General features: G+C 67.3%; 26 protein-coding genes. 9 read left to right on the forward strand and 17 right to left on the reverse strand.

Annotated features, from left to right (window positions below; translation table 11 throughout):
* Nucleotides 1-40: 40 nt before the first annotated feature.
* The 5 genes from NMQ14_RS05310 to NMQ14_RS05330 form a co-directional block, all read right to left on the reverse strand.
* On the reverse strand, nucleotides 41-1,729 hold the full coding sequence (locus NMQ14_RS05310) for a CorA family divalent cation transporter (RefSeq protein ID WP_257094156.1): 1,689 nt from the start codon (nucleotides 1,727-1,729) through the stop codon (nucleotides 41-43).
* A gap of 23 nt (nucleotides 1,730-1,752) precedes the next feature.
* A complete protein-coding gene (locus NMQ14_RS05315; protein ID WP_257094158.1) occupies nucleotides 1,753-3,330 on the reverse strand; it encodes a glycosyltransferase family 39 protein in 1,578 nt (525 codons plus the stop codon).
* 180 nt (nucleotides 3,331-3,510) lie between these two features.
* Nucleotides 3,511-4,290 (reverse strand): ChbG/HpnK family deacetylase, encoded by a 780-nt coding sequence (locus tag NMQ14_RS05320; protein WP_257094160.1) that lies wholly within the window; start codon nucleotides 4,288-4,290, stop codon nucleotides 3,511-3,513.
* Entirely contained in the window at nucleotides 4,287-4,670 is a 384-nt protein-coding gene (locus NMQ14_RS05325; RefSeq protein ID WP_257078982.1) for a GtrA family protein, read from the reverse strand. The genes NMQ14_RS05320 and NMQ14_RS05325 overlap by 4 nt, the downstream gene beginning before the upstream one ends.
* Nucleotides 4,671-4,672: 2 nt before the next feature.
* Nucleotides 4,673-5,689 (reverse strand): glycosyltransferase family 2 protein, encoded by a 1,017-nt coding sequence (locus tag NMQ14_RS05330; protein WP_306441087.1) that lies wholly within the window; start codon nucleotides 5,687-5,689, stop codon nucleotides 4,673-4,675.
* 255 nt (nucleotides 5,690-5,944) lie between these two features.
* On the opposite strand from NMQ14_RS05330, the gene NMQ14_RS05335 reads away from it, so the two are divergent.
* Nucleotides 5,945-6,805 (forward strand): PEP-CTERM sorting domain-containing protein, encoded by an 861-nt coding sequence (locus tag NMQ14_RS05335; protein WP_257094162.1) that lies wholly within the window; start codon nucleotides 5,945-5,947, stop codon nucleotides 6,803-6,805.
* Nucleotides 6,806-6,904: 99 nt separating this feature from the next.
* Here the strand turns inward: NMQ14_RS05335 and NMQ14_RS05340 are convergent, their stop codons facing one another.
* The 4 genes from NMQ14_RS05340 to NMQ14_RS05355 form a co-directional block, all read right to left on the reverse strand.
* Nucleotides 6,905-7,309 carry a group II truncated hemoglobin gene (locus tag NMQ14_RS05340; protein WP_257094164.1) on the reverse strand — a complete coding sequence of 135 codons (405 nt, stop codon included), beginning with the start codon at nucleotides 7,307-7,309 and terminating at the stop codon, nucleotides 6,905-6,907.
* 223 nt (nucleotides 7,310-7,532) lie between these two features.
* Nucleotides 7,533-9,245 (reverse strand): ABC transporter ATP-binding protein, encoded by a 1,713-nt coding sequence (locus NMQ14_RS05345; RefSeq protein WP_257094166.1) that lies wholly within the window; start codon nucleotides 9,243-9,245, stop codon nucleotides 7,533-7,535.
* A gap of 49 nt (nucleotides 9,246-9,294) precedes the next feature.
* A complete protein-coding gene (locus NMQ14_RS05350; protein WP_257094168.1) occupies nucleotides 9,295-10,392 on the reverse strand; it encodes a transglutaminase-like domain-containing protein in 1,098 nt (365 codons plus the stop codon).
* 25 nt (nucleotides 10,393-10,417) lie between these two features.
* Nucleotides 10,418-10,942, reverse strand: a complete 525-nt coding sequence (locus NMQ14_RS05355; RefSeq protein WP_257094171.1) for a TlpA disulfide reductase family protein — start codon at nucleotides 10,940-10,942, stop codon at nucleotides 10,418-10,420.
* A gap of 126 nt (nucleotides 10,943-11,068) precedes the next feature.
* Between NMQ14_RS05355 and NMQ14_RS05360 the strand changes: the two genes are divergently transcribed.
* The 4 genes from NMQ14_RS05360 to NMQ14_RS05375 all read left to right on the forward strand — a co-directional run bounded on the left by NMQ14_RS05360 (nucleotide 11,069) and on the right by NMQ14_RS05375 (nucleotide 14,240).
* Complete coding sequence (locus NMQ14_RS05360) at nucleotides 11,069-12,301, forward strand: glycosyltransferase family 1 protein (RefSeq protein WP_257094173.1); 1,233 nt, start codon at nucleotides 11,069-11,071, stop codon at nucleotides 12,299-12,301.
* Nucleotides 12,302-12,352: 51 nt separating this feature from the next.
* Nucleotides 12,353-13,291, forward strand: a complete 939-nt coding sequence (locus NMQ14_RS05365) for a carbohydrate kinase family protein (RefSeq protein WP_257094174.1) — start codon at nucleotides 12,353-12,355, stop codon at nucleotides 13,289-13,291.
* 122 nt (nucleotides 13,292-13,413) lie between these two features.
* On the forward strand, nucleotides 13,414-13,857 hold the full coding sequence (locus tag NMQ14_RS05370; RefSeq protein ID WP_257094175.1) for a glycine zipper domain-containing protein: 444 nt from the start codon (nucleotides 13,414-13,416) through the stop codon (nucleotides 13,855-13,857).
* Nucleotides 13,854-14,240: a YchJ family protein gene (locus NMQ14_RS05375; protein WP_257094176.1), complete on the forward strand. Its 387-nt coding sequence runs from the start codon at nucleotides 13,854-13,856 to the stop codon at nucleotides 14,238-14,240. The genes NMQ14_RS05370 and NMQ14_RS05375 overlap by 4 nt, the downstream gene beginning before the upstream one ends.
* 22 nt (nucleotides 14,241-14,262) lie before the next feature.
* Here NMQ14_RS05375 and NMQ14_RS05380 read toward each other — a convergent pair whose 3' ends face one another.
* Together NMQ14_RS05380 and NMQ14_RS05385 are read right to left on the reverse strand one after the other, a co-directional pair.
* Entirely contained in the window at nucleotides 14,263-14,469 is a 207-nt protein-coding gene (locus NMQ14_RS05380) for a hypothetical protein (RefSeq protein ID WP_257094177.1), read from the reverse strand.
* A 208-nt stretch (nucleotides 14,470-14,677) separates the two neighbouring features.
* The gene (locus tag NMQ14_RS05385; protein WP_373457181.1) at nucleotides 14,678-15,391 is read right to left on the reverse strand and encodes a glutathione binding-like protein; all 714 of its coding nucleotides are present in this window, start codon (nucleotides 15,389-15,391) and stop codon (nucleotides 14,678-14,680) included.
* 145 nt (nucleotides 15,392-15,536) lie between these two features.
* Between NMQ14_RS05385 and NMQ14_RS05390 the strand changes: the two genes are divergently transcribed.
* Genes NMQ14_RS05390 through ruvB form a run of 3 tightly spaced genes read left to right on the forward strand, consistent with a single transcriptional unit; the run spans nucleotide 15,537 to nucleotide 17,941 of the window.
* Nucleotides 15,537-16,175, forward strand: coding sequence for an MBL fold metallo-hydrolase (locus NMQ14_RS05390; RefSeq protein WP_257094179.1), 639 nt, complete (start codon nucleotides 15,537-15,539; stop codon nucleotides 16,173-16,175).
* Nucleotide 16,176: 1 nt separating this feature from the next.
* Entirely contained in the window at nucleotides 16,177-16,866 is a 690-nt protein-coding gene (locus NMQ14_RS05395) for a pseudouridine synthase (RefSeq protein WP_069040550.1), read from the forward strand.
* A gap of 4 nt (nucleotides 16,867-16,870) precedes the next feature.
* Nucleotides 16,871-17,941 (forward strand): Holliday junction branch migration DNA helicase RuvB, encoded by a 1,071-nt coding sequence (gene ruvB / locus NMQ14_RS05400; RefSeq protein WP_257094180.1) that lies wholly within the window; start codon nucleotides 16,871-16,873, stop codon nucleotides 17,939-17,941.
* Nucleotides 17,942-17,945: 4 nt separating this feature from the next.
* Here ruvB and NMQ14_RS05405 read toward each other — a convergent pair whose 3' ends face one another.
* The 3 genes from NMQ14_RS05405 to NMQ14_RS05415 all read right to left on the reverse strand — a co-directional run bounded on the left by NMQ14_RS05405 (nucleotide 17,946) and on the right by NMQ14_RS05415 (nucleotide 22,234).
* Complete coding sequence (locus tag NMQ14_RS05405) at nucleotides 17,946-19,190, reverse strand: multifunctional CCA addition/repair protein (RefSeq protein WP_257094181.1); 1,245 nt, start codon at nucleotides 19,188-19,190, stop codon at nucleotides 17,946-17,948.
* Nucleotide 19,191: 1 nt separating this feature from the next.
* Nucleotides 19,192-20,148 (reverse strand): complex I NDUFA9 subunit family protein, encoded by a 957-nt coding sequence (locus NMQ14_RS05410; RefSeq protein WP_257094182.1) that lies wholly within the window; start codon nucleotides 20,146-20,148, stop codon nucleotides 19,192-19,194.
* Between the two features lie 118 nt (nucleotides 20,149-20,266).
* Nucleotides 20,267-22,234, reverse strand: a complete 1,968-nt coding sequence (locus tag NMQ14_RS05415) for a lytic transglycosylase domain-containing protein (protein ID WP_257094183.1) — start codon at nucleotides 22,232-22,234, stop codon at nucleotides 20,267-20,269.
* 50 nt (nucleotides 22,235-22,284) lie between these two features.
* Here NMQ14_RS05415 and NMQ14_RS05420 point away from each other — a divergent pair, with 50 nt between their 5' ends.
* Nucleotides 22,285-22,869 (forward strand): 5-formyltetrahydrofolate cyclo-ligase, encoded by a 585-nt coding sequence (locus NMQ14_RS05420; RefSeq protein ID WP_257094184.1) that lies wholly within the window; start codon nucleotides 22,285-22,287, stop codon nucleotides 22,867-22,869.
* 55 nt (nucleotides 22,870-22,924) lie between these two features.
* On the opposite strand, the gene NMQ14_RS05425 is transcribed toward NMQ14_RS05420, so the two are convergent.
* The 3 genes from NMQ14_RS05425 to ilvA all read right to left on the reverse strand — a co-directional run bounded on the left by NMQ14_RS05425 (nucleotide 22,925) and on the right by ilvA (nucleotide 26,008).
* Entirely contained in the window at nucleotides 22,925-23,452 is a 528-nt protein-coding gene (locus tag NMQ14_RS05425) for an SRPBCC family protein (protein WP_257094185.1), read from the reverse strand.
* Between the two features lie 79 nt (nucleotides 23,453-23,531).
* The gene (locus NMQ14_RS05430; RefSeq protein ID WP_257094186.1) at nucleotides 23,532-24,500 is read right to left on the reverse strand and encodes a beta-propeller fold lactonase family protein; all 969 of its coding nucleotides are present in this window, start codon (nucleotides 24,498-24,500) and stop codon (nucleotides 23,532-23,534) included.
* Nucleotides 24,497-26,008: a threonine ammonia-lyase, biosynthetic gene (ilvA, locus tag NMQ14_RS05435; RefSeq protein WP_257094187.1), complete on the reverse strand. Its 1,512-nt coding sequence runs from the start codon at nucleotides 26,006-26,008 to the stop codon at nucleotides 24,497-24,499. Before ilvA ends, NMQ14_RS05430 begins: the two co-directional genes overlap by 4 nt.
* Nucleotides 26,009-26,100: the final 92 nt, after the last annotated feature.

Raw genomic sequence — 26,100 nt, forward strand, 5'->3', positions numbered from 1 at the left:
CGCAGCGATGCCCAACAGGCTTGTCGCGCCACCCGCAGCCTCAGGGCTTGCGCGCCCGCAGGTCGTTGCGCCGTCGCCCGGTCGGCCGGCCGCGCCAGATGCGCAGGAAGGACCTGAACTTCTGCCGCCGGGTCAGCGTGTCGTCCGACACCGCGTCGAAGAATTCCGACAGCGCGCTCGATTTCTTCAGCGTGTAGAAAGCGAGCAGCACGGTCGGTACCGTCACCACCAGCACGGCGCCGATCTTGCCGGCCAATGTGGCCGGCGGGCCGTCGAAGATGTTCATGCCGAGGAAGCCGGTGACGATGGTGCCGACCAGACCGAAGATGGTCACCACGGTGAGGCGCAGCAGCGTTTCGTTCTGGCGCCGGCTGTCGTCCGCCTCGAGATAGTTGTCCATGTCCAGCACCTCGGCGCGCAGTTCGCTGTACAGCGCCTCATTGCCGAGGTTGCGGGTCCACAGGTCGAACAGGTCCTTGGCCATCGACTGCTTCGACACTTCGCCGAACCAGTAGCGGTGGTTGAAGCGCAGGAAGATTTCCATCGTCTGGCGGATGCCGCGCTTGAAACGGCGGCGCGAATCGACGTCGTCGGCATCGAGCAGGCTGACCGCGACCACCAGCCGGTCCATCAGCATCAGCAGCGACGCGCGGTGGAAGTGCGCGATCAGGCCGATCAGGAAGTACTGGTGGCGGAACTCCGCCAGCAGGCCGTTCTGCGGGTCGGAATAGCCGGTCAGGCCATGCTTGCCCACCATCACCATCGAGGGGCCGGTGCAGATGACGCGCGTGCTGGCGTTGTCGCTGCGTCGCGACGGCACCCAGAAGCGGTCGTAGCAGGCGGTGCGTTCGAACTCGTCCATCACCTGTTCCGAATACGGCAGCGGATGGCCGTCGTCCGGCTGGGTGGCCTGGCCCAGACGCACGAAATCCTCGCGGTTCAGCGCGAACGGGTCGTCGAACGACAGGAAGGTCATCTTCGGCAGCCGGTGGTATTCCAGCTGCCGGTAGCGGATATCGCCGACCGCTTCCGAATGGTGCAGCACCATGGGCTGCAGCAGGTATTCCCAGTGCCGGCCGATGCACGAGGCACGGTGCTCCCAGGCATGGTGCAGATAGCGTTCGCGGTCGCCATAGTCGGACTCGGCCAGCACTGCACCGTCGTGGCCGACCCACTGTACGGTGCGCATGCACTGTGCTGCGCGCCCATCCGTATCGGCATTGCTCCACTTCGCCGGAAAGGCGCGTCCGAAGCGGAACAGCAGCTCCTGCACGCGGGCCAGCGGCAGGTTGTCGGCATGCACTTCCATCGCGAGGATGACCACATCCACGTCGTAGAAGAAGTACAGGTCGATGTGCTGAACCGCGAGGTCGAGCGTGCTGCCGTCTTCACAGCCGAGCCGCACCGCGGCCACATCGTTGCGCCGGAATACGCGGATCGGCGATTCGCCGTAGCCGGGCTGGGTCGAACTCGACCGTCCCTGGCCATACAGGAAGCGCTGCACATGCGGCAGGAAGGTGACGAATTCGCGGTAGTGCCGCTCATGGAAGTCGGCCGGTGAACCGGTGAATTCGTCGCGCTGTTCGCGCCAGGGATTGCCTTCGGTGATGGCGGCCAGTGCCTGCGGGTGGCGTTGCACCTGATCACCACTGCGCAGCGGCATCAGCCGCAGCGGCCACATCAGGATCTGGCGGAAATGTCGGGCGACCGGCGGATCGGTGCGGCTCATGGGCGATTCAATGTCAACAGACCCTAGCGCAGCAGCCGGCGCTGTTCCGCCGTCAGCATGCGCCGGTCCTTCAGGATCGTCAGCGGCAGTCCTTCGCGTGCCACCTGGCCGATGACGCGGCCGGCCAGTACGCTGTCGCAGTCCATGTGCGTGGTCGAAATGAAGAAGTCGGCGCTCACCCAGTCGCGGGTGATGATGAATTCCGGGCCGAGCCAGGCGTCGGCTTCGACCGGGTCGGCGCACACCGCGACCTGCCAGGGCGCGGACGGCCGGGTCGTGCCTTTCAGATGGTCGCGCAGCAGACTGGTCGCTTCGCGAACGCCATTCGACCAGTAATCGGCTTCCCAGCGCCCGGCGACCGCCGCTTCGAAGCCGCCGGCCAGCCGGTTGTAATTGACGTAGTGATAGGGATGCAGCCGCGCCAGTGCGACCAGCGGATCGAGCGCCCCGAAAAGGCACAGCGCGATGAAGGCAGCCGCCAGACGGCGCGAAGTGCGGGCGTGCCGCCACAGGGCGTACAACCCGGCGGCGGCGATGACCGCCAGCGGCGGCAGCAGGAAGGTGAAGTGGCGGATGCCGTTGTACAGCGCCGGCCGGGTCGCGATGGCCAGCGCCAGCGGCAACAGCGCCGCCAGAATGACCGACAGCCACGACAGCTGCGTTCGCCACGTGCGGTGCGGTCCGGCCAGCGCCGCGGAGAGCGCCATACTCAGCGCGGCAGCGAGTCCGGCCAGCGCCAGTTCCGGCAGACGCACGGCAAGATAGATCGGCAGATAGCTGCGCGGCACTTCGGTGATCGCCATGACCTGGCCGTCGAGCACGGTCTGGATCGCGAAGGTGACGTGCGAAAAGGTGGTCAGCGCCTTGACCAGATTGCCCGGTGCCTGCGCGGCCCAGGGCCAGAACAGCGCGATCAGCGCCAGCGCGACCGGCACGGCGGGCAGCAGCGCGCGCAGCGAGCGGCCCAGATGCGCGAGGCGGGCGCGCCAGTCGCCGTCGACCAGCGCTATCGAAGCGAGCACGCCAAGCCCGAGCACCATGACGCCGAATACCGCACCGACGCGCAGTCCGAAGGCGCAGCCGATCGCCACGCCCAGCTTCAGCACCAGACCGAGTGGCGGTGCCGGCAGGCGCGTCACGATGAGCGTCGTGTACCAGGTCACCCACGCCATGCAGGCGGCGAACGGGATGTCCTTCGTATGGGTGAACAGTGCGCCGCTCCAGGCACCGGTGAGCATCAGCAGCGCCACCGCGATGCAGGCGGCGGTGTCGTTCAGCAGGTGACGCGCCAGCCGATACACGGCGACCATGCCGGCAAAACCGAATGCAGCCGACAGCAAGTGGCGCATGTCCCACACATTCATCGGCAGCACGCGTTCGAGCGCGGCAGCGATCAGGTCGAACAGTCCGCCATACAGATACAGGTCCTTGTAGTGGAAGGCCGACATGTCGGTCAGCCCGGACGCGTAGTAGTCGAGCAGCAGCCGGCCGTATGTGTGCTGCACCCACTCGTCGTTGCTGATGCCGTGCTGGCCGAAGGTCAGTGCGATATGCAACGCGATGAGCGCCAACAGCGCGAGTCCGGTGGCGTGGGCAGTCACGCGCGGGAGGCTGCGTGTTGCAGGGTGAAACGTTGTAGCGGTCGGGGTCACAGGATGCATGGAGCGGGCCGGGAGACGGGGGCAGAGGCATAACGCGCTGCCTGCGCGCGCGCTGACAGTGCAGTCGATGAATGGGTTGGAAAGCGGGGCGTCAAGGGTGAGTGGCTGGATGCCAGCTGTTCACGGTCGCAGCCGCCCGATCTGAATGCCGGTCGCTGCGAGCCGGTCGTCGAAATCGCTCCCGGCCAGCACGCCGTGTTCGACCACGCGCGCGCGGCCGATCGGATCGCCCGGCATGGCCTGCGTCGCCGGATGGCACATCACCGCGTCGCCGTCATCGGCCGTGGCGAACCAGTGCGCCAGCCGTTTGCGGTAGCCGGCGGCATCGCAGTCGAAACCGTAGGCGCCCAGCAGGCGCGGCATGACGCGGAAACCTTCGGCGCGCGCCCGGCGCAACAGCGCTGGCGCACCGAGCGCGGCAATGAAGCGCGGCTTGAAGCCGTCGCCCGCGCGCGCGCCGCTGATGCGCAGCCAGGGCAGCCGGCTGCCATAGCGCGTCAGCAGCACGTCGATCAGCGCGTCGCGGATCTGCGGCAGCTGGTGCACATGCTGGTGACCATCGACATAGTCCGGCGCGTGGCCGGTGGCGTCTTCGAACCGTGCGCATTGGGTGGCGATCTCGTCGCGCAGCGGCATCTGATCGAGGCGGTGGCTCAGGCTCAGGGCAATCAGCGGCCACAGGCTGCGGCGTGCCGGCGCGAATTCGGTGAAATCCAGGTGCAGGCCAAACCCCGCGGCGCCGTGGCGGGCGCCGATGCGAGTGGCCGCAGCCGGCCAGCCCGGCGCGCGCGTCATGCAGGCCGCGCCACTGAGGCGGCCGGCGTCGATGAGGTCGAGCACCGCCGCATTGACGGCCGGGTGGCAGCCGTAGTCGTCGGCGGTCAGATACACCGTCTTCATGCCGTCCGGTGTGCGAACGCCCAGTAGCGGCCGAGCACCCAGGTGCTGACGGCGACGCACACCAGGACGATGGCCAGTGCGATCCACAGCGGCAGCGGCGTGTAGCGCAGCAGCGCAGCCAGCATCAACTGGTTGCCGACGAAGGCGGTGCACGACACTGCCAGCAGCCGCGGCAGCGCCTGCCGGTGACTGGCCTGCGTGCCGGCGAACGAAAAGCGCCGGTGGCCGAGGTAGCTGACCGGAAAGGCGCACACGAAGCCGATCAGGTTTGACCACGCCGGATCCACGCCGGTGGCGGCATCCACCGCCAGCGTGACCAGATAATGCACGCCCGCGGCGCAGCCGCCGACGATGAGGAACAGCAGAACGGAGGCGCGCATGTTCAGTCTTCGAACCGGTCTGCGTGCGGCACCGCCTCGCGCCGCACCAGTTCCGCCACGACATACGGCGGGCGGCCCTTCACCTCTTCGTACACCCGCGCCAGGTATTCGCCGAGGATGCCGATGAACAGCAGCTGCACGCCGGAGAAGAACATGATGCTGACCACCACGGTCGGCCAGCCTGGAAGGTCGATGCCGAACACCAGCTTCTCGATCACTTCATACAGCCCGTAGGCGAAGGCCAGTGTCGACAGCAGCAGTCCGGTCAGGCTGGCCATGCGCAGCGGCAGCACCGAAAAGCTGGTCAGCCCGGTCCACGCCAGCCGCATCAGGTTGAGCCGGTTGAAGGTGGTGACGCCGGCTGCGCGCGGCAGTGGCGTGTAGGGAATGCCGATCGAACGGAAGCCGACCCAAGCGTACATGCCCTTCATGAAGCGCTGGCGTTCCGGCAGCGCAAGCAGGGCATCGACCACGCAGCGGTCCATCAGCCGGAAGTCGCCGGCATTGGGCGGAATGTCGAGCCGGCCGCCCATGTTCATCAGGCCATAGAAAACCCGGGAGCCGAGCCGGTTGAACAGGCCCTGTTCGCCGCGGTCGGCGCGCACGGCATAGACCATGTCGTAGCCGTCGCGCCAGCGCGCCAGCATGTCGGCCAGCAATTCGGACGAATGCTGGCCGTCGGCGTCCATGCACACCACGACATCGCCGCGCGCGTACTGCAGCCCGGCGGAAATCGCCGCTTCCTTGCCGAAATTGCGCGAAAAGCGCACCAGCGTCACCGGCAGGCGATCCGCGCAGTCGCAGGCGATGCGTGCCGTCGCGTCGTGACTGCCGTCATCGACCACCACCAGTTCGAAGGCGGGCGTCAGCGCCGACAGGTGGCGGGCAATCATGTCGAGCGTGGCGGCCAGCGCGCCCGCTTCGTTGTAGGCCGGAATGACGATGCTGACGCAGGCGGGCGGGCCGATGCGTCGTGAGGAAGGCTGCAGACGGGTGCCGGCGGGGTCGGTTGGAATCATCGTGGGGTGCCCGCGCGGATGTCAGCGCCGGGCCGGAATGCGGTGAGCAGGGTTGGCAAGGTGCGCAGTGTACCGGCCTGCGGACGCTGTCGGGAGGCTTTACAGCGCCGGTCGATGCCAAGCGTGCGCAGTTGTTTGCAATTTCAAATGCTTGAAAACAAACATAGTTCACCGGTTTGGCATGGCGATTGCTAACCGCGTCCTGTCAGGCTCGAAGAGATGGACGTCGAGTCGCTACACAAGGATGACGCGGGCATGCTCTGGCTTTTCGCCCGCCACGATCAGGACACCATGATGAAATTCTCGAAAATTGCACTGACACTGGCGCTTGCCGCATCGGCCAGCCACGTTTCCGCCGCCATCATTGCCGCGGATGATTTTTCCTACGCGACCGGCGCGCTCAACGGCGCCAACGGCGGTACCGGGTGGAGCGGCGGCTGGAGCGCCACGGGTGCTGCTTCGGTCAGCGATCCGGCGGTTGATCTGGACGGCAACCGCGCAGCATCCTTCACCTCGAACGCGGGCAACGCGGCGCACCGCGCCCTGTCATCGGCCTTTACCGGCGACAGCGTATTCGTCAGCTTCTTCATTCAGGTGGCGACCGGTTCGGACATCGGCAACAACGATTTTCTGGGTCTGTGGCTGCAGAACGGCGCTGCCAACGAAGGTTCGAATCGCCCGACGCTCGGCCTCAAGGGCAACGAGGTGACCAACGACGCGTCGCGCAACGACCTGTTCGTGCGCACCACCGGCAGCAGTGGCGACTTTCTGGCGTCCAGCAACGTGATGCTTGGCCGGACCCATCAGATCGTCGGTCACCTGTACCGCAACGCGGCCGGCAACTACACCAACTTCGACGCCTGGCTGAACCCGACTGCAGGTGACCTCGGCACGCCGGACGCCAGCTTCGTCGGCAATTCGGGCATCAACCAGATTACGCGCGTCGGCATCCGCACTGCGAATTTGGATCCGGGCGACAACGTCCTGATCGACCGCGTCGTGCTGGCGACCACCTTCCGCGAAGCGATCGGTCAGCCGATCCCGGAACCGGGCGTACTGGGTTTGCTGGGCCTCGGCCTGGCCGGTATGGCGTTCATGCGCCGCCGCATGGCCTGAGTCGTCGACGCACACTCTCCGCTCGACGTACTTTCGCCTTGGGGCAGCTTCGGCGGCCCCTTTTTCGTCGACGCCCCGCTTGCCGGGGCGCATGTCTGCTCAGTGCCTGTTCTTCAGCGCTTCTGCCGCGCGGGTCAGGTGCTGCATCAGCTTCGGCGCGACGTCCATCGGAATGTCGGTCGCCTCGATGGCATGCACCATGCAGCGCAGCCAGGACACGACTTCCTCCTGGCCGATGGCGACGTGCGCATGCATCTGCCGCAGGTTGGAATGGCCCATGCGCTCGGCGTAGTAGCGGGGGCCGCCGAGAAAGCCGCACAGGAACTCGAACTGCGCCTCGCGCAGGTGGGCGACGCCGAAACCGTGCTGGTGCAGGGCGTGCACCGGCGCCCCGTCCGGGTGGGTTTCGACGATGTCGTAGAAGGCATTGACCAGCCGGCGCAGCGGCGCTTCGCCACCGATCTGCTGGAACATGCTGGGCGGTCGGGTCGCGCCGCTGTTCATGGGGGCTCCTGGTTGAGGCTGCTTGTTGGGCATCGCTGCGCTCACCCCAACCTACACTTATCGCAGACGCCTGCAGCATCCGCTGCCCCGCCCACTCGCCGCAATACCCCGGTGGAGGTACCCGCCCAGCACCGTCGCACGTGGGTTGGGGTGAGCGCAGCGATGCCCAACTCTGACCTTCGCAAGCCGCCGCCGCATCCCGACCGCAGCGGCGCAACCCCTATCAGGCCGGAATCGCCGCGGAGGGGCCAACCAATTGCCCGGCGTCCATCGTCAGCACGCGGTCCATGCGCTCGAAGGCGCGCGGCCGGTGCGCGATCAGGATGACCGTGCGGCCGGGCGCGTGATCGCTCATCAGCGCGTCGATCACGCGCGCTTCGGTGTCGGCGTCGAGCGCCGACGTGGCTTCGTCGAGCAGCAGCACGGGCGCATCGCGCAGCACGGCGCGCGCGAGGCCGACGCGCTGTCGTTGGCCACCTGACAGGCTGTGCCCCTTTTCCCCTACCGGACTGTCGAGGCCGTCAGGCAGCAGCGCGATCACGTCGTCGAGCTGCGCGATGCGGCAGGCATTCAGCAGATCGAGTTCGCTCACGTCGCGGCCCAGCGTCAGGTTGTCGCGCAGCGAGAGGCTGAACAGTTCGGTTTCCTGCGGCACCACGGCGATCTGGTGCAGCAGCGCCTCGTGCCGGATGCCGGACAGCGGCACCTCGTCGACCGCCAGCCGTCCCGATTCCGGCGGGTAGAGCGCGAGCAGCAGCTTGACCAGCGTGCTCTTGCCGGAACCCGAACGCCCGGCGATGCCGATGTGCTCGCCGCGCCGTATCGTGAAATCGAGCGGGCCGAGCACGCGCCGGCCGTCGTGCGCAAAGGTCAGCGCTTCGGCGTGCAGCACCTGCCAGTCGGCCGGCCAGTCCAGTGTGCCGTGCTGCGCCGTCTGCGGTGCGAACAGCGGCATCATGCGGCCGAGGTTTGACGTGCGCTCGATCATGGTCTGCACGCGGTCGGTCATGTCCATCGACGCTTCGCGCAGCGTGTTGAAGTAGGCGGTGTAGGTGAGTACCAGTCCGACCGACAGCCCGCCTTCCATCACGCCCCAGGCCACACCCAGTATGTAGAGTGACCAGGCCAGCGCGGTATGCAGCTGGAACAGCATCCACTTGGTGTTGGTCAGGCGCAGGCGACGGTAGGCGAAGTCGCGCGCTGCCTGTTCGCGCGCGGCGACCCGCGCCGTCATGTCGGCGCCCGCATTCATCGCCTTCACCGACAGGATGTTGGCGGCGCTTTCGACGAAACTGCCGCTGGCGTTTTCCATCGACGCGTTGATCTGGTCCGACAGCTTCGCGATGCGCCGGTAGAAATACCACTCGATGAAGCCGAGTACGCCGCAGTAGTACAGGAAGAAGAACACCGTGGCCGGGTGCAGCAGCATGCAGGCGATCAGCGCGCCGAAGAAGGCACCGGATGCCGTGAGCAGCGCGTTCACCAGGTCACTGGTCCAGTCGCGCACCGCGTCGGCGCCGGTCAGCACGCGCTGTGCCTTGTTGCCAGTGCTTTCCTTCTGGTGCCAGCCGAGCGAAAAGCCGAGCAGGCGCTCGAAGCCCCACACCTTGGCGCGCATGCGCGCATCGATCGACATGCGGCCGATCACCCGCTTGGTGGACAGCCGCACCAGCGCAACCACCGCATGCGCCACGCCCAGCGTGGCGATCAGCGTGTACATCGGCGTCAGCGAATCGCCGCGCTGCCAGCCGATCAGGAAGTCGGCGACCTGACCGATCAGGAACGGCGGCAGCATCGGGTAGAACTGCACCACGCCGAGCACGCAGATGAACAGCAGATAGCGTCGCCGGTCCGTGTCCAGAAAGAACCGGATGGCGCGCGGGACGTCGGTCAGGCGGAAGTGCGCGTCTGCGCTCAGGAGGCGGGAATCGTTCACGATGACGAACCGGCGCGCCGGACGGCCGCGCCGGCGGATGCAGTCAGGCTCAGGCGGTCAGTTCCTTCGATGTGATGGCATAGACGAAGCTGCCCGCATCGAGGCTGTCGGCGCGCCCGGCGGATGTTTCCAGCTGCGGATACATCAGGAAGGGGATGGCCGGCCCGGTCGCTTCCGGCAGCTTCAGGTCGTGCGCCACGTTGTAGGCCAGCCAGTTCATTTCCCACGAACCGAACAGCGCCTTGCGCGCAGCCACCACGACGTCGTCCTTCAACGTCAGGCCGGGGCGCTCTTCCAGCACCACCTTGCGCACGTCTGCCGGATCGACCGGCACCCAGCCGAAGCCGGCCAGCCACACTTCAGCGCGGCAGTGCTGCGCCTTCGTGATGTCGCCCGCCTTGCCCAGGCTTTTGTAACCGAACTTCGAATCCGCCACGCGCACGCCATACACGTCGCGCGCCGGCAGGCCGGCGGCGCGGGCCAGACCGACGAACAGCGCATTCAGGTCGGCGCACTTGCCGCTCAGGTTGCCGCTCTCCAGCATGCTGCGGATGTCGCCCAGACCGCAGCCGCGCGTTTTCGGGTTGCGTTCGGTGTTGTCGCAGATCCACTCGTACAGCGCGCGGGCGCGCTCGATGTCGTTGCCCGCACCCTGGGTGATCTTCAGCGCGGTGTCGCGCACGATGCCGTCGGTCGGCAGCAGTTCGGTGGCCTGCGTGTAGAGTTTGTGCGATTGCGCATCGAGCGGCGCGACGGCGCCTGGCCGGCTGAAATCGATTGCGCGATCGCGCGTCGCGAAGCGGTTCACCAGTTCGATCACCGGCGCCTCCTGACCGGCGCGCCACTGCGCCACCAGCATCCTGGCGCCATACACGGTGTCTTCCGCGATGCCGGCGCGCGCTGCGTTGCCCTGCCAGTCGCTGGCCAGCGGTTTGATCCAGTCCGGGTTGTCGATCGACGGCAACGGAATCCACGCCGTGGCCACTTCGCCGCGCGTGACCGGCGTGACGACGGTGGTCACCTCGAAGGTGCGCCAGCCGGCGTCCGGCGACGGATTGAAGGCGGGCTGCGCGGCAGAGCCGGCCAGCGGCAGCATGCCGGACAGGCCGGCCAGTGCGGAAGACTGGATGAAACGACGACGATCCATGATGACACTCCGATCCATTCAATAACTATTTCAGCAGACCCCGCAGCCGTTCCAGCACTGCGTCGTCCTCCCATTCGATCACGCCCTGCGCACGCGCCACGATGCGATGCTGCCGGTCCAGGACCACCGTACAGGGCAGCAGACGCACACCCCACAGCCGGCTCAGCCGCTGGTCGCGGTCGTGCAGCACCGGCAGCGCAAGGCGGGCGCGCTGCATGAACAGTGCGGCGTCGGCTTCGCGGTCGGCCACTGCCACGGTCAGCACGACCAGTCCGGTGCCCGCCAGCCTTTCCGGCAGGCGCGCCAGCGCAGGCATTTCTTCGCGACAGGGCTCGCACCACGACGCCCAGAAATTGATCACCAGCGGCTGACCGGCATGGCGGGCAAGCTGCTGCGCCAGCCGTACATCGTCGCCCACCGGGGCCGCCGTCGGTGTTTCGGTCACCAATCCGGCAACCGACCCGGCGGCTGTCGCCGTGCCGCACAGGGCAAGCCAGAGCAGAAAGGGTGGCAGCGCGCCCCTTGCGGCGCCGCGAAGTGTCGCCCACATCGAAGTTTTCGTCTTCCCTTTTGTTCGAGTGCCGGTTTGTGTTGCGCCGACAGACATCAAGTGGCTGTCATGGTTGCGTCACCGTGCCGTCATGTTGCTGCATTGGCCGTTCGCGACACTGCGCGGATGCGACCGGACGACACCGACGACGAACTCGCCTTCACCGTGGAACGACTGCACGCGGCAGACGAACCGCTGCGCATCGCCGTGGTGACCGAAACCTACCCGCCGGAAATCAATGGCGTCGCGATGAGCCTCAAGCGCATGCTCGACGGTCTGCTGGCGCGCGGTCATCGCATCCAGCTGATCCGGCCGCGCCAGCACGCGGACGATACCGCGATGCAGTCGGGCGCGCTGCGCGAAGTGCTGGCGCGCGGCATGCCCATTCCGCGCTACGGAACGCTGCGCGTCGGCCTGCCTGCCAAGCAGAAGCTGGCCCGGTTGTGGGCGGTCGAGCGGCCTGACCTGGTACACCTGGTCACCGAAGGCCCGCTCGGCTGGTCAGCCATGGCGGGCGCGCGCAAGTTGAAGCTGCCGGTGACCAGCGACTTCCGCACCAATTTCGACGCCTACAGTGCGCATTACGGCATCCGCTGGCTCAAGCGCCCGATTTCCGCCTACCTGCGCCGTTTCCACAACATGGGCCACGAAACATTCGTACCGACCCGTGCCATGCAGACGCAGCTGATCGACTGTGGCTACCGCAACGTCGAAGTGGTGGCGCGCGGCGTCGATACGCGGCTGTTTTCGCCGCAGCGGCGCAGCGCGGCACTGCGCACCGCATGGGGCGTCGGCGAGCGCGACCCGGTGGTGGCATTCGTCAGCCGGCTGGCGCCGGAAAAGAACCTCGACCTCGTGGCGCGCGCCGTCGAGGCGCTGCGCGCGCAGCGCCCGGACGCGCGCATGCTGTGGGTGGGCGACGGGCCGGCGCGCGAGTCGCTGGCGCGGCAGTATCCGCATCACCTGTTTGCCGGCATGCGCAGCGGCGACGATCTGGCCACCCATTACGCCAGCGCCGACCTGTTCCTGTTCGGCAGCCTGACCGAAACCTTCGGCAATGTGCTGACCGAGGCGCTGGCCAGCGGACTGCCGGTGGTGAGCTATGCGCAGGCGGCTGCGGCTGAACTGGTGGTGCCGGAGCACAACGGACTGCTGGCCGAGCCGGGCGACGAAAACACCTTCATCGCGCAGGCAGTGCGCGCCGGGCTCGACGACAATCTGCGCGCCGGCATGGCGGTGCATGCGCGTGCCAGCGTCGAACAGCTGGGCTGGGACAGCGTGGTGGACGCCTTCGCCGCCCGGCTGCGCGCCACCGTGCACAACGCCGAAGCGCTGCGCGTTGCGCGCGTGCGACGCTAAAACGGCGTTGGAAGCCCGTATACTCGGGCCTTTTGCCACCGGTCTGCCTTCATGTCTGTCCTCATCTGCGGCTCCATTGCCTACGACACGATCATGGTGTTTCCCGATCGTTTCAAGCAGCACATCCTGCCCGACCAGATACACATCCTGAACGTGGCCTTCCTCGTACCGGACATGCGGCGCGAATTCGGTGGCTGTGCCGGCAACATCGCCTACAACCTGAAGCTGCTCGGCGGCGAGCCGCTGATCATGGCCACGGTCGGCCACGATGCCGGCCCCTACATGGACCGCCTCGCATCGCTCGCCATTCCGGCCACGCATGTGAGACGGATAGACACCGCCTTCACCGCGCAGGCCTTCATCACGACCGATCTCGACGACAACCAGATCACCGCCTTCCACCCGGGTGCGATGAACGTGTCGCACGAAAACAGTGTGTCCGACGCCACCGGCGTCAAGCTGGGCATCATTGCGCCGGATGGTCGGGACGGCATGATTTCGCACGCGCGCCAGTTTGCCGACGCCGGCATCCCGTTCGTGTTCGATCCGGGTCAGGGACTGCCGATGTTCGGCGGCGAAGATCTGCTGAATTTCCTGGATCTTGCACGCTGGTGCACGGTCAACGACTACGAAGCACGCCTGCTGTGCGAGCGCACCGGCCTGACCGAAGCGCAGATCGCGCAAAGGGTCGAGGCGCTGATCGTGACCCGCGGTGCCGAAGGCTCGCGTGTCTACACCGGTGGCTCGGTGACCGAAGTTGCCTGCGTGCCGGCCGATGCGCTGGCCGATCCGACGGGTTGCGGCGATGCCTACCGCGGCGGGCTGCTGTACGGCCTGTCGCGCGGTGCCGACATCATTGCCTCGGCACGGCTGGCGTCGGTCATGGGATCGATCAAGATCGCCAGCCGGGGCGGCCAGAACCACCGGCCGACGCGAGACGATATCGCCGCACGTCATCGCGCGGCGTTCGGCAGTGATCTGGCGTTCTGAGCGCTCCGGAAATGGCGTGAGAGCCGAAACATGTGCTCACCATTGGGCGGCTGACGCGCTGTGCGGCACACGGTAAAAGGTCAGCATGGCCGCGATGTCGCGGCCGCATACGGAGAAGCATCATGAATCGCATCGCATTGCCCGCCCTGCTGCTGGCCGGCATCGTTCTCGCAGGTTGCCAGTCCAGCCTGTCGGGAGACACCTATTCGCGCGAACAGGCGCGGCGCGAAATGTCGGTCCGCCAGGGAACGGTGGAAGGCGTCCGTGCCATCACGATCGAGGGCACGAAGTCGAACATCGGCACCGCTGCGGGTGCGGCGGTGGGCGGCCTGGCCGGCGGTCAGGGATCCACTGCAGGCGCCATCGCCGGCGCCGTGGTCGGCGGTGTGGCCGGCGCGTTGATCGAGGAAGGTGCGACCCGCCGCAAGGGGCAGGAAATCACGATACGGCTCGACACCGGCAATGTGATTGCGGTGGTACAGGAGGGCGACGAGAAATTTGCGATCGGCGAGCGCGTCCGCCTGGTCGGCGCGAGCGGCAACACCCGGGTGACGCGCGCGCAATGAGCGTGTGCCCGTGCGGCAGCGGTCGCCTCGCGGCCGACTGCTGCGCACGGCATCACGCCGGCGAACCGGCTGCTACGCCCGAAGCATTGATGCGCTCGCGCTACAGCGCCTACGTGCTCGGTCTGACCGACTACCTTCTCGCCACCTGGCACCCGACGACACGTCCGGCCATCCTGACGCTCGACGAGGTTGGGTTGAAGTGGCTGGGGCTGGATGTGCGTCGCTGCGCGATGCAGGACGCCGACCACGGCACGGTCGAATTCGTTGCCCGCAGCAAGCTCGGCGGACGCGCGCACCGGCTGCACGAAACGAGCCGCTTCGTGCGTGAGAACGGTCGCTGGTTCTATCTCGACGGCGACTTCGCCGCCGGCTCACCGCGCTGAAGTTGCACCCGCCTGCGGGCGCTCAGTAGTCGTCGGCGCCAGCGCTTTCCTCTTCTTCGTCCTCGTCGTAATCATCGACCGCCTCTTCGGCCACGCGGGCTTCGAGGAAGGCCTTGAAATCATCCGGGTCGGTGAATTCGTCGATGAACTCGGCAAGGATGCCGACGACGGTATCCGGGTCCCATTCGCACTCGTCGGCGGCGTCGTGAATCAGCTTTTCGGCACTCATTGCTTTCTCCCGAAGGACTGGACAGATGCGACCGGGGTCTGCTGACATCGAATGACCAACCGGAGGAGCGGGCACCCGCATGTGCCGGGCTCCGCGGTGGTCTGCGCTTCAATGTCCAAAGACTCCGACGCAGTGCTGGAAAGCCTAGCACAGGCCGATCCGCGCTTCATCGTGCAGCGCGTCGAACACGTTGCATGGCGTTACCGCGTCAGACGCCCTGAGCCTTGCCCACGGTGTCGGCGTTCTGCCCGAACAGCAGCTTGCTGGAGACTTCGTCGACCACCGGTTTGTCGCTGATCTGGACGCCCCGCAGATACGCCCGCACGGTGGCCGCACGGTCGCGTATGGCTTCGTGCCAGCGCTTCAGATGCGGGAAGTCATCGAGATTCATCTGCTGGCGCTTGTGCGGCACGGTCCACGGATAGCTTGCCATGTCGGCGATGCCGTACTGTCCGCCGGCGATGAAGTCGCGATCGGCCAGATGCTTGTTCAGCACACCGTACAGGCGCGAGGTTTCGTCGACGTAGCGGCGTATCGCGTAGGCGATCGGTTCCGGCGCGTACTGCACGAAATGGTGATTCTGTCCGGCCATCGGGCCGAGCCCGCCGACCTGCCAGAACAGCCACTCCAGCGTCTGCACCCGCCCGCGCAGCCCGCCCGGCATGAACTGACCGGTCTTTTCGGCCAGATAGAGCAGGATGGCGCCGGATTCGAACACCGACAGCGGTGCGCCGCCGTCCGCCGGCGCATGGTCGACGATGGCCGGCATGCGGTTGTTCGGCGAAATGGCGAGAAATTCCGGCCGGAACTGTTCCCCGGCGCCGATATTCACCGGCACGATGCGGTGTTCGATGCCGGATTCTTCAAGAAACATCAATACCTTGTAGCCGTTGGGAGTGGGCCAGAAATAAAGGTCGATCACGATGTGCTGCCCCGCTGTGGTCACGTCCATCGACCGTAACCGCTGCCCGCAGCGCGCGCCAGCTGCATCTCGCCCTGCATGTGGCGGATGCCTCGCGCACCCACCACGTACAATAGGCGGTCGTTGCCTTTTCCCGTTTCCCCGCATGCTCCGTCACGCCATCATTCCGGTCACCCCGTTCGAACAGAACTGCACCCTGCTGTGGTGCGACGAAACCATGAAGGGCGCGGTGGTCGATCCGGGCGGCAATCTCGAACGGGTGCTGGCCGAGGTCGAGCGGCAGGGCGTCACGCTGGAAAAGATCCTGGTGACGCATGGCCATCTCGATCACGCCGGCGCCACGCTGGATCTGGCCGAACAGTTCGACCTGCCGATCGAAGGCCCGCACCCCGACGACAAGTTCTGGATCGACGGCTTTCCGGTGCAGTCGCAGATGTTCGGCTTTCCGCCGTGCCGGCCCTTCGTGCCGACGCGCTGGCTGGCCGACGGCGACACCGTCACGGTCGGCAACGTGACGCTCGACGTCGTGCATTGCCCGGGCCACACGCCGGGTCATGTGGTGTTCGTCGACCGCGTCGGCCGGCTGGCCCAGGTCGGCGACGTGCTGTTTGCCGGGTCGATCGGCCGCACCGACTTTCCGCGCGGCAACCACGCCGACCTGATCCGCTCGATCCGCGAAAAACTGTTTCCGCTGGGCGACGACATCCGCTTCATTCCGGGCCACGGCCCGATGTCGACCTTCGGCGAAGAACGCCAATACAACCCACACGTTGGACAACGCTGACATGCAGCTCGAACGCATCCTGCAGAGCCAGGGTTTCGGCACCCGCCGCGAATGTCGCGCCCTGGTGCGCCTCGAACGCGTCACCGTGCGCGGCGAAATGGTCGACGACCCGTTCGTCGACGTGGACACGGCTGACCTCGACTACACCGTCGACGGCGAAGCCTGGCGCTATCACGAGCCGTCATACGTGATGCTGCACAAGCCGGCCGGCCACGAATGTTCGCAGAAGCCCAAGCATCATCCGGCGGTGTTTTCGCTGCTGCCGTCGCCGCTGGTGGTGCGCGCGATCCAGTGCGTCGGCCGGCTCGACGAAGACACCACCGGCCTGCTGCTGCTGACCGACGACGGCCAGCTGATCCACAAGCTCACGTCGCCCAAGCACGGTGTGCTCAAGCGCTATGTCGCCACCGTGAAGCATGCGGTGGATGACGCGATGCTCAAGGCGCTGGGCAGCGGCGTGGCGCTGAACGATGCGCCCGATGTGTCGGTCGCCGCGCATGCGGTCGAGCAGCTGGACGAGCACCGGATCGCCATCACCATCGGTGAGGGCAAGTACCACCAGGTCAAGCGCATGGTGGCGGCCGCTGGCAACCGGGTCGAGGCGCTGCATCGCGTCGCCGTCGGCCGGCTCGAACTGCCGGCCGATCTGGCGCCCGGCGAATGGCGCTGGTTCGATCCGGCCGAGGTGTGACGCCATGATCCATACCGATCCGCTGCAGGCAGGCGCCGAACGTCTGGTGTCGGCCGCGCCGGCCGACGTGAAGGAAGACGCGCTGGAGCGCGCGCTGCGCCCGAAGCGGCTCGACGAATACATCGGTCAGGTCAAGATCCGGGAACAGCTCGACATTTTCGTCGCCGCGGCGCGCGCGCGGCGCGAGCCACTCGATCATGTGCTCCTGTTCGGTCCGCCCGGTCTGGGCAAGACCACGCTGGCGCACATCGTTGCCGCCGAAATGGGCGTGAGCCTGCGTCAGACGTCCGGCCCGGTGCTCGAACGGGCCGGCGACCTCGCGGCGATCCTGAGCAACCTCGAACCGAATGACGTACTGTTCATCGACGAAATCCACCGCCTGAGCCCGGTGGTGGAGGAAATCCTGTATCCGGCGCTGGAGGACTTCCAGATTGACATCATGATCGGCGAAGGCCCGGCGGCGCGCTCGATCAAGCTCGACCTGCCGCCGTTCACGCTGGTCGGCGCCACGACGCGCGCCGGCATGCTGACCAATCCGCTGCGCGACCGTTTCGGCATCGTCGCCCGGCTCGAGTTCTACACCGCCGACGAACTGGCGCTGATCGTGCGCCGCTCGGCGCGCCTGCTCGACTGTCCGATGGATGACGCCGGCAGCGTCGAAATCGCCCGTCGCTCGCGCGGCACGCCGCGCATCGCCAACCGTCTGCTGCGCCGTTGCCGCGACTACGCGCAGGTGAAGGCCGACGGCGCCATTTCACGCGAAGTGGCCGATGCCGCGCTGACCATGCTCGACGTGGACAGCCTGGGTCTGGACATGATGGACCGCAAGCTCCTTGGCGCCATCATCGACAAGTTCGATGGCGGTCCGGTCGGCGTGGACAACCTCGCCGCCGCGGTCGGCGAATCGCGCGACACGATAGAAGACGTGATCGAACCGTATCTGATCCAGCAGGGTTATCTGCAGCGCACGCCGCGCGGACGCATCGTCACCGCGGCGATCTATCGCCACTTCGGCCTCGGCGCGCCCGCACCGGCGATTGCGTCGCTGTGGGACGACGCGAAACCCGCCGGCTGAGTGCTCAGTCGGCCGCGCGAGCAGCCGCCACGGCGGCGATGCGCGCCGCCTGCACTTCGCGCGCGATGGCGGGGCCGCTGTCCGGCGATCCCGTCCTGCCCTTGTCTGCCATCGATCGCGCGATCGCGCCGGCGTCGACCGCCCTGAACGCGGCGGCTGCCCTGCGCACGATGTTAGCCTGCGGATAGCCGGCGCCGTCGAAGCCGGGCCGGCTGCGCTGGTCGGCTTCGCAGGCGAGCAGCATGTCGGCCAGCCGCGCCGGCTTGCGCATCACGTCCAGCCGCTCCAGCAATTTCACCAGCGTGTCGGCACGCAGCTCGGCGGCGCGGTGGATGTTGGTGTGCTCCTGCGCCACCAGCCGTCCGATGTCGGCGATGTCGGCCGGCACGCGCAGGCGTTCGGCCAGCGCGTGCGCCAGCTTCACGCTGCGCGCCTCGTGGGCGATGTGGCGTGGCCAGTCTTCGCGCGGCGTCGTGCCCTTGCCCAGATCGTGCGCCACCAGCGCCCAGCGCGTCGCCAGTGACGCCTGGTGGTCGGCAGCCCAGTCCAGACACTGCAGCAGATGGATGCCGGTATCGATTTCCGGATGATGCTTTTCCGGCTGCGGCACGCCGAACAGCGCATCGAGCTCGGGCAGCACGACGGCCAGTGCGCCGCACTCGCGCAGCACCTCGAGCATGCGCGAAGGTCGCGCTTCCATCAGGCCGCGTGACAACTCCTGCCACACGCGCTCGGCAACCAGGGCGCCGGCTTCGCCCGCCGCCACCATGCCGCGCATCAGCGCCAGCGTTTCCGGCGCGACGGTGAAATCGACGAAGCGGGCGGCGAAGCGGGCCAGCCGCAGGATGCGCACCGGATCCTCGGCAAAGGCGGGGCCGACATGACGCAGCACGCGCGCCTCGATGTCGGCCCGACCGTTGCACGGATCGATCAGCGTGCCGTCATCGGCCCGCGCGATCGCATTGATCGTCAGGTCTCGCCGCTGCAGATCCTCTTCCAGCGTGACCGATGCATCGGCGTGGAACACGAAGCCGCGGTAGCCGGGCGCGGTCTTGCGCTCGGTGCGCGCCAGCGCGTATTCCTCGTGCGTGTCGGGATGCAGGAAGACCGGAAAGTCGCGGCCGACCGGCGCGTAGCCGGCGGCCCGCATGTCGTCCGGTGTGGCGCCCACTACCACCCAGTCGCGGTCACCGGCCGGCAGCTGCATCAGCTCGTCGCGAACCGAGCCGCCGACGCGGTAGATGCGCATGCTATCTGTGTGCCTTCGAGCGCGCGCGCTCGAAGCGGTCGGTGGGCGTGAAGTCGGCCAGGCAGCGGCCGATCTCGCTTTCCAGCAGCGCCGGAGTGAAGCCGAACGGCAGCGTGCAGCCGGCGTCGCACACATTGTCGACGCTCATCGAAAGCAGGTTGTCGCGCGACATCAGCGTCGGGCCCGGCGCCAGTTCGAGCGCCAGCGCCTGCAGCGATGCCAGCGGCCCGGGCAGGCCGATGACACACGGATCGCGGCCGATGGTGCGGCCGGTCAGCTGCACCAGTTCGCGCATCGTGTACACCTTGGGTCCGCACAGCGGATACACCTGACCGATGCCGTCATCGCTGTCGAGCGCATGCACGATGCAGCGCGCCACGTCGCGAACATCCACAGGTTGATAGCGCGTGTCGGCGCCGGCCAGCGGCATCACCGGAAACAGCTTCAGCAGCCCCGCGAACAGGCGCAGGAAGCATTCGCCGTCGCCGAACACCAGCGACGGCCGGAATATCGTCCATTCGAGTCCGCTGGCGCGGACGGCGTCTTCACCGGCAGCCTTCGAACGCTGGTACTCGGATGGCGCGTCTGCGGCCGCGCCCAGTGCGCTGACCTGCACCATGCGCGGTACGCCGGCGGCCTTCGCCGCGGCGGCGACGGCGCGCGGCAATGCGACATGCGCATGTTCGAAGTTCGCACCCCAAGGGCTGCCGCTGCGCGAATGCAGGATGCCGACCAGATTCACCACGGCATCGGCGCCCTGCATCAGGCGGTTCAGCGTGGCGGCCTCGTGCACGTCGGCTTCGACCACATCGACCGTGGGCAGCAGGATGAGATGCTTCGCGCGGTCGCGCCGGCGCGTCGGCACGATGACGCGGATATTGCGCTCGGCAAGCAGGCGGGCGACGTGGCTGCCGATGAAACCGCTGCCGCCGATCAGGAGAACTGTGGAAAGGGACATCGCGCTCACTCTGGTTGAACAACGGCGATCATGCTACCAGCGTCGCCGCCGGGGGATGCGTGACCGGGATCAAGGCGTGTGCCGGCCGATCCCGGCGCGATCCATCGCTGGCGCACTCTTATATCGGATCATCCGCCAGCGCGCCCGGGCCTGGCTGTATGGTGCCGAGACGCTGCTTGAGTCCGGGGCTGTCCGGCAGCCCGAACACCAGGCTGTACAGCACTGCGTTGGCCATCACTTTCTTCACATAGTCGCGCGTTTCATTGAAAGGGATGGTTTCCGCGTAGATCGCGCCTTCGAGCGGCCTGGTGGCACGCCACTTCCTGGCCCGTCCGGGGCCGGCGTTGTAGCCGGCGCTGGCGAGCACCGGGTGATCGTCCAGGCTGTCCAGCACCAGGCGCATGTAGCTGGTGCCGAGCAGCAGATTCGTGTCAGGGTCGGCGATCTGGGAGGGCTTGTAGCCGTTCAGCCCGATCTTCTTCGCTACCCACTGGCCGGTCGCCGGCATCACCTGCATCAGGCCCTGCGCGCCAGCGGAAGATTTCGCGCGCGTGATGAAGCGGCTTTCCTGCCGCATCAGCCCATACACCCAGCTCAGATCGAGCGAGCGGGCGCGCACATGCGGTTCGACGTCGCTGCGCATCGGTGACAGATAGCGCAACGAGTAGTCGTGCTCCAGCGTCGTGCGGTCGGCGCTGTTGATGGCGCGGTCCCACAACTTGTGGCGCAGCGCGACGTGCGCCGCGGTGAGCAGGGAGCGGTCATCGGCATCGCGGATGGCCCAGTTCCATTCGCGTACCGCCTCGGTGCGCAGGTCGAGCTCGAACAGCTTGAGCGCGCGCGCGATCGCCGGCGTTGCCTCGGCGCGGCGTATTTCATCGACGGACGGGGCGGCGGCCTGCGGCGGCAGGCGGTGCGGCTGGTCCAGCTCCTCGGCCGCCAGCAGGCCGTAGAAGTGCGGCTCGCCGGCAATGCGCCGCCACGCGGCGTGTGCCTGATCGACGTGTCCGGTCGCGCTGCGCGCCCGGCCGTCCCAGTAGATCCACTCGGGCCTTTCGGCCAGCGCCTGCGGCATGCGGCCGATGATGTCGCGCAGCAGCTTCCAGTTCGTCGCGCGCAGTGCGGCGCGCGCGCACCAGGCCAGAGCTTCTTCGCCCTGCAACGCATCATCGGCCGACCGGCACCACTGCACCGCGCGCGTATCGTGCTGCTGCCCGCCCTGCCAGCCGAGCTGCTCGAAGGCATAGCCGCGCTCCCCGGCGCTGAAGCGGTGGGCGATGACTTCGAGGCTGCGTTCAGCGCCGCGCACGTCGCTGCGCGCGCGGCGCGCGATGGCCATCAGCGCCAGTTCGCGGCCGCGCCGGGTGATCGAGAAGTTGGCCGGCTGGCGATCGAGCCAGCGCGTCGGGTTGCTGACGATGTCGTCCAGTGCGCTGGACGGCGGCTGGGCGGACGCCGGCAGCAAGGCGAGCGTGCTGCGTGCCAGGCCGGGGCGGCGCAATTCCATGTGACGGCGCGCACGCAGCCACACCTCGTCCTCGGTCAGGCGGCCGGCATCGAACAGGGCGGCAAACACGGGCACGCAGGCGGAGGGCGGCTCGTCCATCGTTTCCCACAGCAGCTTGGCATCGGCGAGTGCCGCCTGTTCGGCGGCATCAAGCCGGGCGCGCAGCGCGTGACAGCGCAGATCGGCCTCGGGTGTCGGCGAGCTTTGCGGCAGCAGCGCGTACTCGGCGCGATAGTCGCTCCACTGTTCGGCTTTCGCGAGCTGGCGCAGCCAGTCCGAACGCAGGCGCTGTGCAACGAGCGTACCCGCGTGCTGTTCGAGGAAGGCGGCGACGCGGTCGGGCGAGGCGCGGTCGAGATCGAGGCGCAGCCGGTAGTACTCGATGTAGGACGCCAGAACGTGCGACTGCAGTCCCGCCGCGTGGCGTTCGAACGCCTGCCGGTTGCCGGCGGAAAATGCATCGCGCGCGGCGACGAAGGCGGCGTCACCGTTGGCCTGCGCCGCAGGTGCGCACAGTGCGAGCGCAAACAGGAGCGGGCGGCATGCGCGCTTGACCTGCGCACGGAGGTTGAATTGCATGGGCATCTGCTATCGTTTTCGCTTGCTGATACTCATGATACCGCCCGCACGTGAATGTTCCCGACGATCGCGCCCGACGGCGCGCACTTCGCCTGTCGCTGGTCAGCCGGCGTGAAGCCATGACGGCGACCGCGCTGGCTCCATGGCATGCCGACATCGCTTGTCATCTGGAGGCGCTGCTGGCGCAGCTTGCACCCGCCTCGATCGGTTTCACCTGGCCCTACCGCGGCGAGTTCGATGCGCTGACCGTCGTACGCGCCTGGCTGGCCGGCGATGCGGTGCGCTGGGCCGCGCTGCCGGTGGTCGGGGAAAAGGGCCAGCCGATGACCTTCCGTCGCTGGACACCTGAAAGCCTGATGGCGACCGATCGTTACGGCATTCCTTATCCGGTGGAAGGCCCGTCGGTGGTGCCGGCGCTGCTGCTGATTCCGTGCAATGGTTTCGACGCGCGCGGGTTCCGGCTCGGGTACGGCGCCGGCCACTTCGACCGCACGCTGGCGGCGCTCACGCCCGCGCCGCGCGCCGTCGGCATCGCCATCGAGGACGGACGACTCGACGATCTCGACCCGCAGCCGCACGACATTCCGATGGACTGGATCGTCACCGAAGCCGGGGTGTTCGGGCCCTACCGATGAGCGACGGGCGAAAAAAAGCCGGTGCAAGCGCCGGCTTTCGCGTCAGTCGGGCCGCCTACTTTTCCAGCACGGCCTTAAGGTTTTCCAGACCGCTCTTGTAAACACCGGTGATGGCGCTCAGTGCGGCTTCGTCGTCCTCGCCCTTCGGCGGATCGTTGTTCATGTACTTGCGGTAGAAGGCGCCGCGCCATTCCACCACGGCCGTACCGCCTTCGCCGGCCTTCACCGTCATGTTGGAACTGTAGTTGGTGACCGGCAGCGCGCTGCCATCCTTGGCGCGGTAGGAGAACTTCTTCGCAGCCGGGTCGATGGATTCCAGCGTTTCGATGACTTGACCACCGCCCTTGAGCATCAATGTGCGGACCGAACCGACGGTGCTGCCGTTGGTGGCGGTGCTGCTCTCGACCGCCGGATGCCAGCTCTGCAGCTGGGTGAAATCGCTCACTCTGGCCCATACCGCGTCCGGGCTGGCCTTGATCGTGATCGACTCGAACGCCTTCTGGCGCGTCGGGCCGTGGGCGTGTGCGAAGGTGGCGGCAAGGGATGCGGCCAGCATGATGATGAACGCCGAAACTGCGCGCATGGTGTCTCCTCGGTTGTCAAAAACGGTTGTTGCCTGGGTGCTGCAGAGGCCGCGACGATAGCCGCAAGCGCCGCAGCGATCAATGTACGGGCGGCGGGCGATGGATGAAGCGGCCGAAGCCTCTCGGGTTGCGGCCCAGATCGATGGTGCCGCGCGCCGCACCGGTCTGCGCGTCGAACACGCCGACCAGATCGTCCATCCAGCTGACGACCAGCAGTGTATTGCCGGTCACCGCAACGCCCTCGGGATAAACGACCGAAGGCCAGGTCGCGATGACCTGACGTTGCGCGGTGTCGATGACCGACACGCTGTCGCCCTGCTGATTGGTCACATAGGCGCGCGCGCCGTCGTCCGAAAACGCGATGCCGTACGGTCCCTTGCCGACCGGCAGCGTCGCCACGGTGCGCTGCTGCGCGATGTCCACCACCGACACGTCATTGCTCCACACGTTCAGCGCGTACAGCGTGCGCCCGTCGGCCGACAGTTCCAGTGCGAACGGATGGTTGCCGACCGCAATCGTCGACACCTGCGTCATCTGCGCGAGGTCGAGCACGCCGACCGCGTTGTCGTCGCGATTGGCCACCCAGGCGGTACGACTGTCGGGCGAGGCGACCAGTCCGGCCGGCGCGTTGCCGACCGCGATTTCGCCCAGCGCGGCGTGTGTGGCGGCATCGAACACCAGCACGCGGTGCGAAAACCAGTCCGCCACCAGCAGTCGTCGGCCGTCGGGCGTCACCGTGATGCCGACCGGGCTCTTGCCGGCCGGGATGCTGCCGGTGACCCGACGCGTCGCCAGATCGATGACGGTGATGCTCGCACTGTCCGGGCTGCTGATGAAGGCCTTGCCCGCCGCCTCGCTGACCCACACGCCGGCCGGAGACTTGCCGGCCGGCAGCGCGGCGATCACGCGCGATGTGTCGACATCGACCACGCTGACGTCGTGCGAGCCCTGGTTCGTGATGTAGGCGAGCGGACCGGCCAGCGCGACGGCGCTGGTCAGTGCGCCGCACATCAGCGCCAGCAGCCGTGCGAACAGCGAAGGTTTCATCCGAGGAAGAGCTTGTAGGCCGGGTTGTCGGTTTCGTCGCGATAGGCGTAGCCGAGCGCGTCGAGGAAGGTCTGCAGCGCGGCCCGATCGCTCGCCGGCACCTGCATGCCGACCAGCACGCGGCCATAGTCGGCACCGTGGTTGCGGTAATGGAACAGGCTGATGTTCCAGTCGCGGCTCATCGCTTCGAGGAATTTCATCAGCGCGCCCGGACGTTCCGGAAATTCGAAACGGTACACCTGTTCCTGGCCGGCTTCCGGGCTGCGCCCGCCGACCATGTAGCGCACATGCAGCTTGGCCAGTTCGTCGTCGGTCAGGTCGAGCGCGGGATAGCCGTTCGCCACCAGATGGCGCACCAGCTCGGCCGCCTCGTCGCGCCCCGACACCTGCACGCCGACGAAGGCGTGCGCCTCGCTGGCATCCTTGTAGCGGTAATTCAGTTCGGTGATGTTGCGCCGCCCGAACAGCGCGACCAGCTCGCGGTAAGCGCCCGGCCGCTCCGGCAGCGTGACCGCCAGCACCGCTTCGCGTGACTCGCCGATTTCAGCGCGCTCGGCGACGAAGCGCAGACGGTCGAAGTTCATGTTGGCGCCGGAGGCGATCGCCACCAGCGTCGCGCCCTTCACGTTGTTCTTCGCGGCCCAGGCTTTGGCGCCGGCCACCGCGAGCGCGCCGGCCGGTTCGAGAATCGAGCGCGTGTCTTCGAACACGTCCTTGATCGCCGCGCAGATGGCGTCGGTATCGACCAGCACCATTTCGTCGACATACTGCTGCGCCAGCCGGAAAGTTTCTTCGCCGACCAGCTTGACGGCCGCGCCGTCGGCGAACAGCCCGACGCTGTCGAGCTGGATGCGCCGGCCGGCCGCCAGCGACTGCGCCATCGCGTCGGCGTCCGACGCCTCGACGCCGATGATGCGGGTGTTCGGCCGCAGCCGCTTTATATAGGCGGCGATACCGGCCACCAGCCCGCCGCCGCCGACGCAGCAGAACACCGCGTCGATCGGTTTCGGATGCTGGCGCAGGATTTCGACGCCTATCGTGCCCTGACCGGCGATCACGTCCGGATCGTCGAAGGGGTGCACGAAGGTCAGGCCCTGTTCCGCTTCGAGCGTGCGCGCATGGGCGTAGGCTTCGTCGTAGGATTCGCCCGCCAGCACCACCTCGCCGCCGCGTGCCGCGACCGCATCGACCTTGATGCGCGGTGTCGTCGTCGGCATGACGATGACCGCACGGCATCCCAGCTTCGCCGCCGACAGCGCCACGCCCTGCGCGTGGTTACCGGCCGAGGCGCAGATGACGCCGCGCGCGCGCGCCTCGGGCGTCATGTTGGCCAGCTTGTTGTAGGCGCCGCGCAGCTTGAACGAGAACACCGGCTGCATGTCTTCGCGCTTGAACAGAACGGTGTTGCCGATGCGCCGCGACAGGTTCGGGGCGAGGTCGAGCGGCGTTTCGATCGCCACGTCGTACACTTGCGCGTTCAGGATCTTTTCGAGGTAGTCGATGTGCATGATGGGGATACAGCCTTGCGCGCGCCGACGCGGGAATGGCCGGCGCACAGGGGCGCAAGCCTAGCAGCGCGCGCGCTCTGCCGGCAAATGCC

Source organism: Methyloversatilis sp. XJ19-13 (genome assembly GCF_024580155.1).
Classification (GTDB): Bacteria; Pseudomonadota; Gammaproteobacteria; order Burkholderiales; family Rhodocyclaceae; genus Methyloversatilis.

Bases quoted from the DNA above. Each gene is read 5' to 3' on its own strand.
- NMQ14_RS05335 (WP_257094162.1), top strand. From the start codon at position 5,945: ATGCTCTGGCTTTTCGCCCGCCACGATCAGGACACCATGATGAAATTC.
- NMQ14_RS05410 (WP_257094182.1), bottom strand. From the start codon at position 20,148: ATGTCCCTTTCCACAGTTCTCCTGATCGGCGGCAGCGGTTTCATCGGC.
- NMQ14_RS05330 (WP_306441087.1), bottom strand. From the start codon at position 5,689: ATGATTCCAACCGACCCCGCCGGCACCCGTCTGCAGCCTTCCTCACGA.
- NMQ14_RS05340 (WP_257094164.1), bottom strand. From the start codon at position 7,309: ATGAACAGCGGCGCGACCCGACCGCCCAGCATGTTCCAGCAGATCGGT.
- NMQ14_RS05355 (WP_257094171.1), bottom strand. From the start codon at position 10,942: ATGTGGGCGACACTTCGCGGCGCCGCAAGGGGCGCGCTGCCACCCTTT.
- NMQ14_RS05360 (WP_257094173.1), top strand. From the start codon at position 11,069: ATGCGACCGGACGACACCGACGACGAACTCGCCTTCACCGTGGAACGA.
- NMQ14_RS05320 (WP_257094160.1), bottom strand. From the start codon at position 4,290: ATGAAGACGGTGTATCTGACCGCCGACGACTACGGCTGCCACCCGGCC.
- NMQ14_RS05380 (WP_257094177.1), bottom strand. From the start codon at position 14,469: ATGAGTGCCGAAAAGCTGATTCACGACGCCGCCGACGAGTGCGAATGG.
- NMQ14_RS05395 (WP_069040550.1), top strand. From the start codon at position 16,177: ATGCAGCTCGAACGCATCCTGCAGAGCCAGGGTTTCGGCACCCGCCGC.
- NMQ14_RS05375 (WP_257094176.1), top strand. From the start codon at position 13,854: ATGAGCGTGTGCCCGTGCGGCAGCGGTCGCCTCGCGGCCGACTGCTGC.
- NMQ14_RS05370 (WP_257094175.1), top strand. From the start codon at position 13,414: ATGAATCGCATCGCATTGCCCGCCCTGCTGCTGGCCGGCATCGTTCTC.
- NMQ14_RS05425 (WP_257094185.1), bottom strand. From the start codon at position 23,452: ATGCGCGCAGTTTCGGCGTTCATCATCATGCTGGCCGCATCCCTTGCC.
- NMQ14_RS05350 (WP_257094168.1), bottom strand. From the start codon at position 10,392: ATGGATCGTCGTCGTTTCATCCAGTCTTCCGCACTGGCCGGCCTGTCC.
- NMQ14_RS05365 (WP_257094174.1), top strand. From the start codon at position 12,353: ATGTCTGTCCTCATCTGCGGCTCCATTGCCTACGACACGATCATGGTG.
- NMQ14_RS05430 (WP_257094186.1), bottom strand. From the start codon at position 24,500: ATGAAACCTTCGCTGTTCGCACGGCTGCTGGCGCTGATGTGCGGCGCA.
- NMQ14_RS05325 (WP_257078982.1), bottom strand. From the start codon at position 4,670: ATGCGCGCCTCCGTTCTGCTGTTCCTCATCGTCGGCGGCTGCGCCGCG.
- NMQ14_RS05405 (WP_257094181.1), bottom strand. From the start codon at position 19,190: ATGCGCATCTACCGCGTCGGCGGCTCGGTTCGCGACGAGCTGATGCAG.
- ruvB (WP_257094180.1), top strand. From the start codon at position 16,871: ATGATCCATACCGATCCGCTGCAGGCAGGCGCCGAACGTCTGGTGTCG.
- ilvA (WP_257094187.1), bottom strand. From the start codon at position 26,008: ATGCACATCGACTACCTCGAAAAGATCCTGAACGCGCAAGTGTACGAC.
- NMQ14_RS05390 (WP_257094179.1), top strand. From the start codon at position 15,537: ATGCTCCGTCACGCCATCATTCCGGTCACCCCGTTCGAACAGAACTGC.
- NMQ14_RS05310 (WP_257094156.1), bottom strand. From the start codon at position 1,729: ATGAGCCGCACCGATCCGCCGGTCGCCCGACATTTCCGCCAGATCCTG.
- NMQ14_RS05415 (WP_257094183.1), bottom strand. From the start codon at position 22,234: ATGCAATTCAACCTCCGTGCGCAGGTCAAGCGCGCATGCCGCCCGCTC.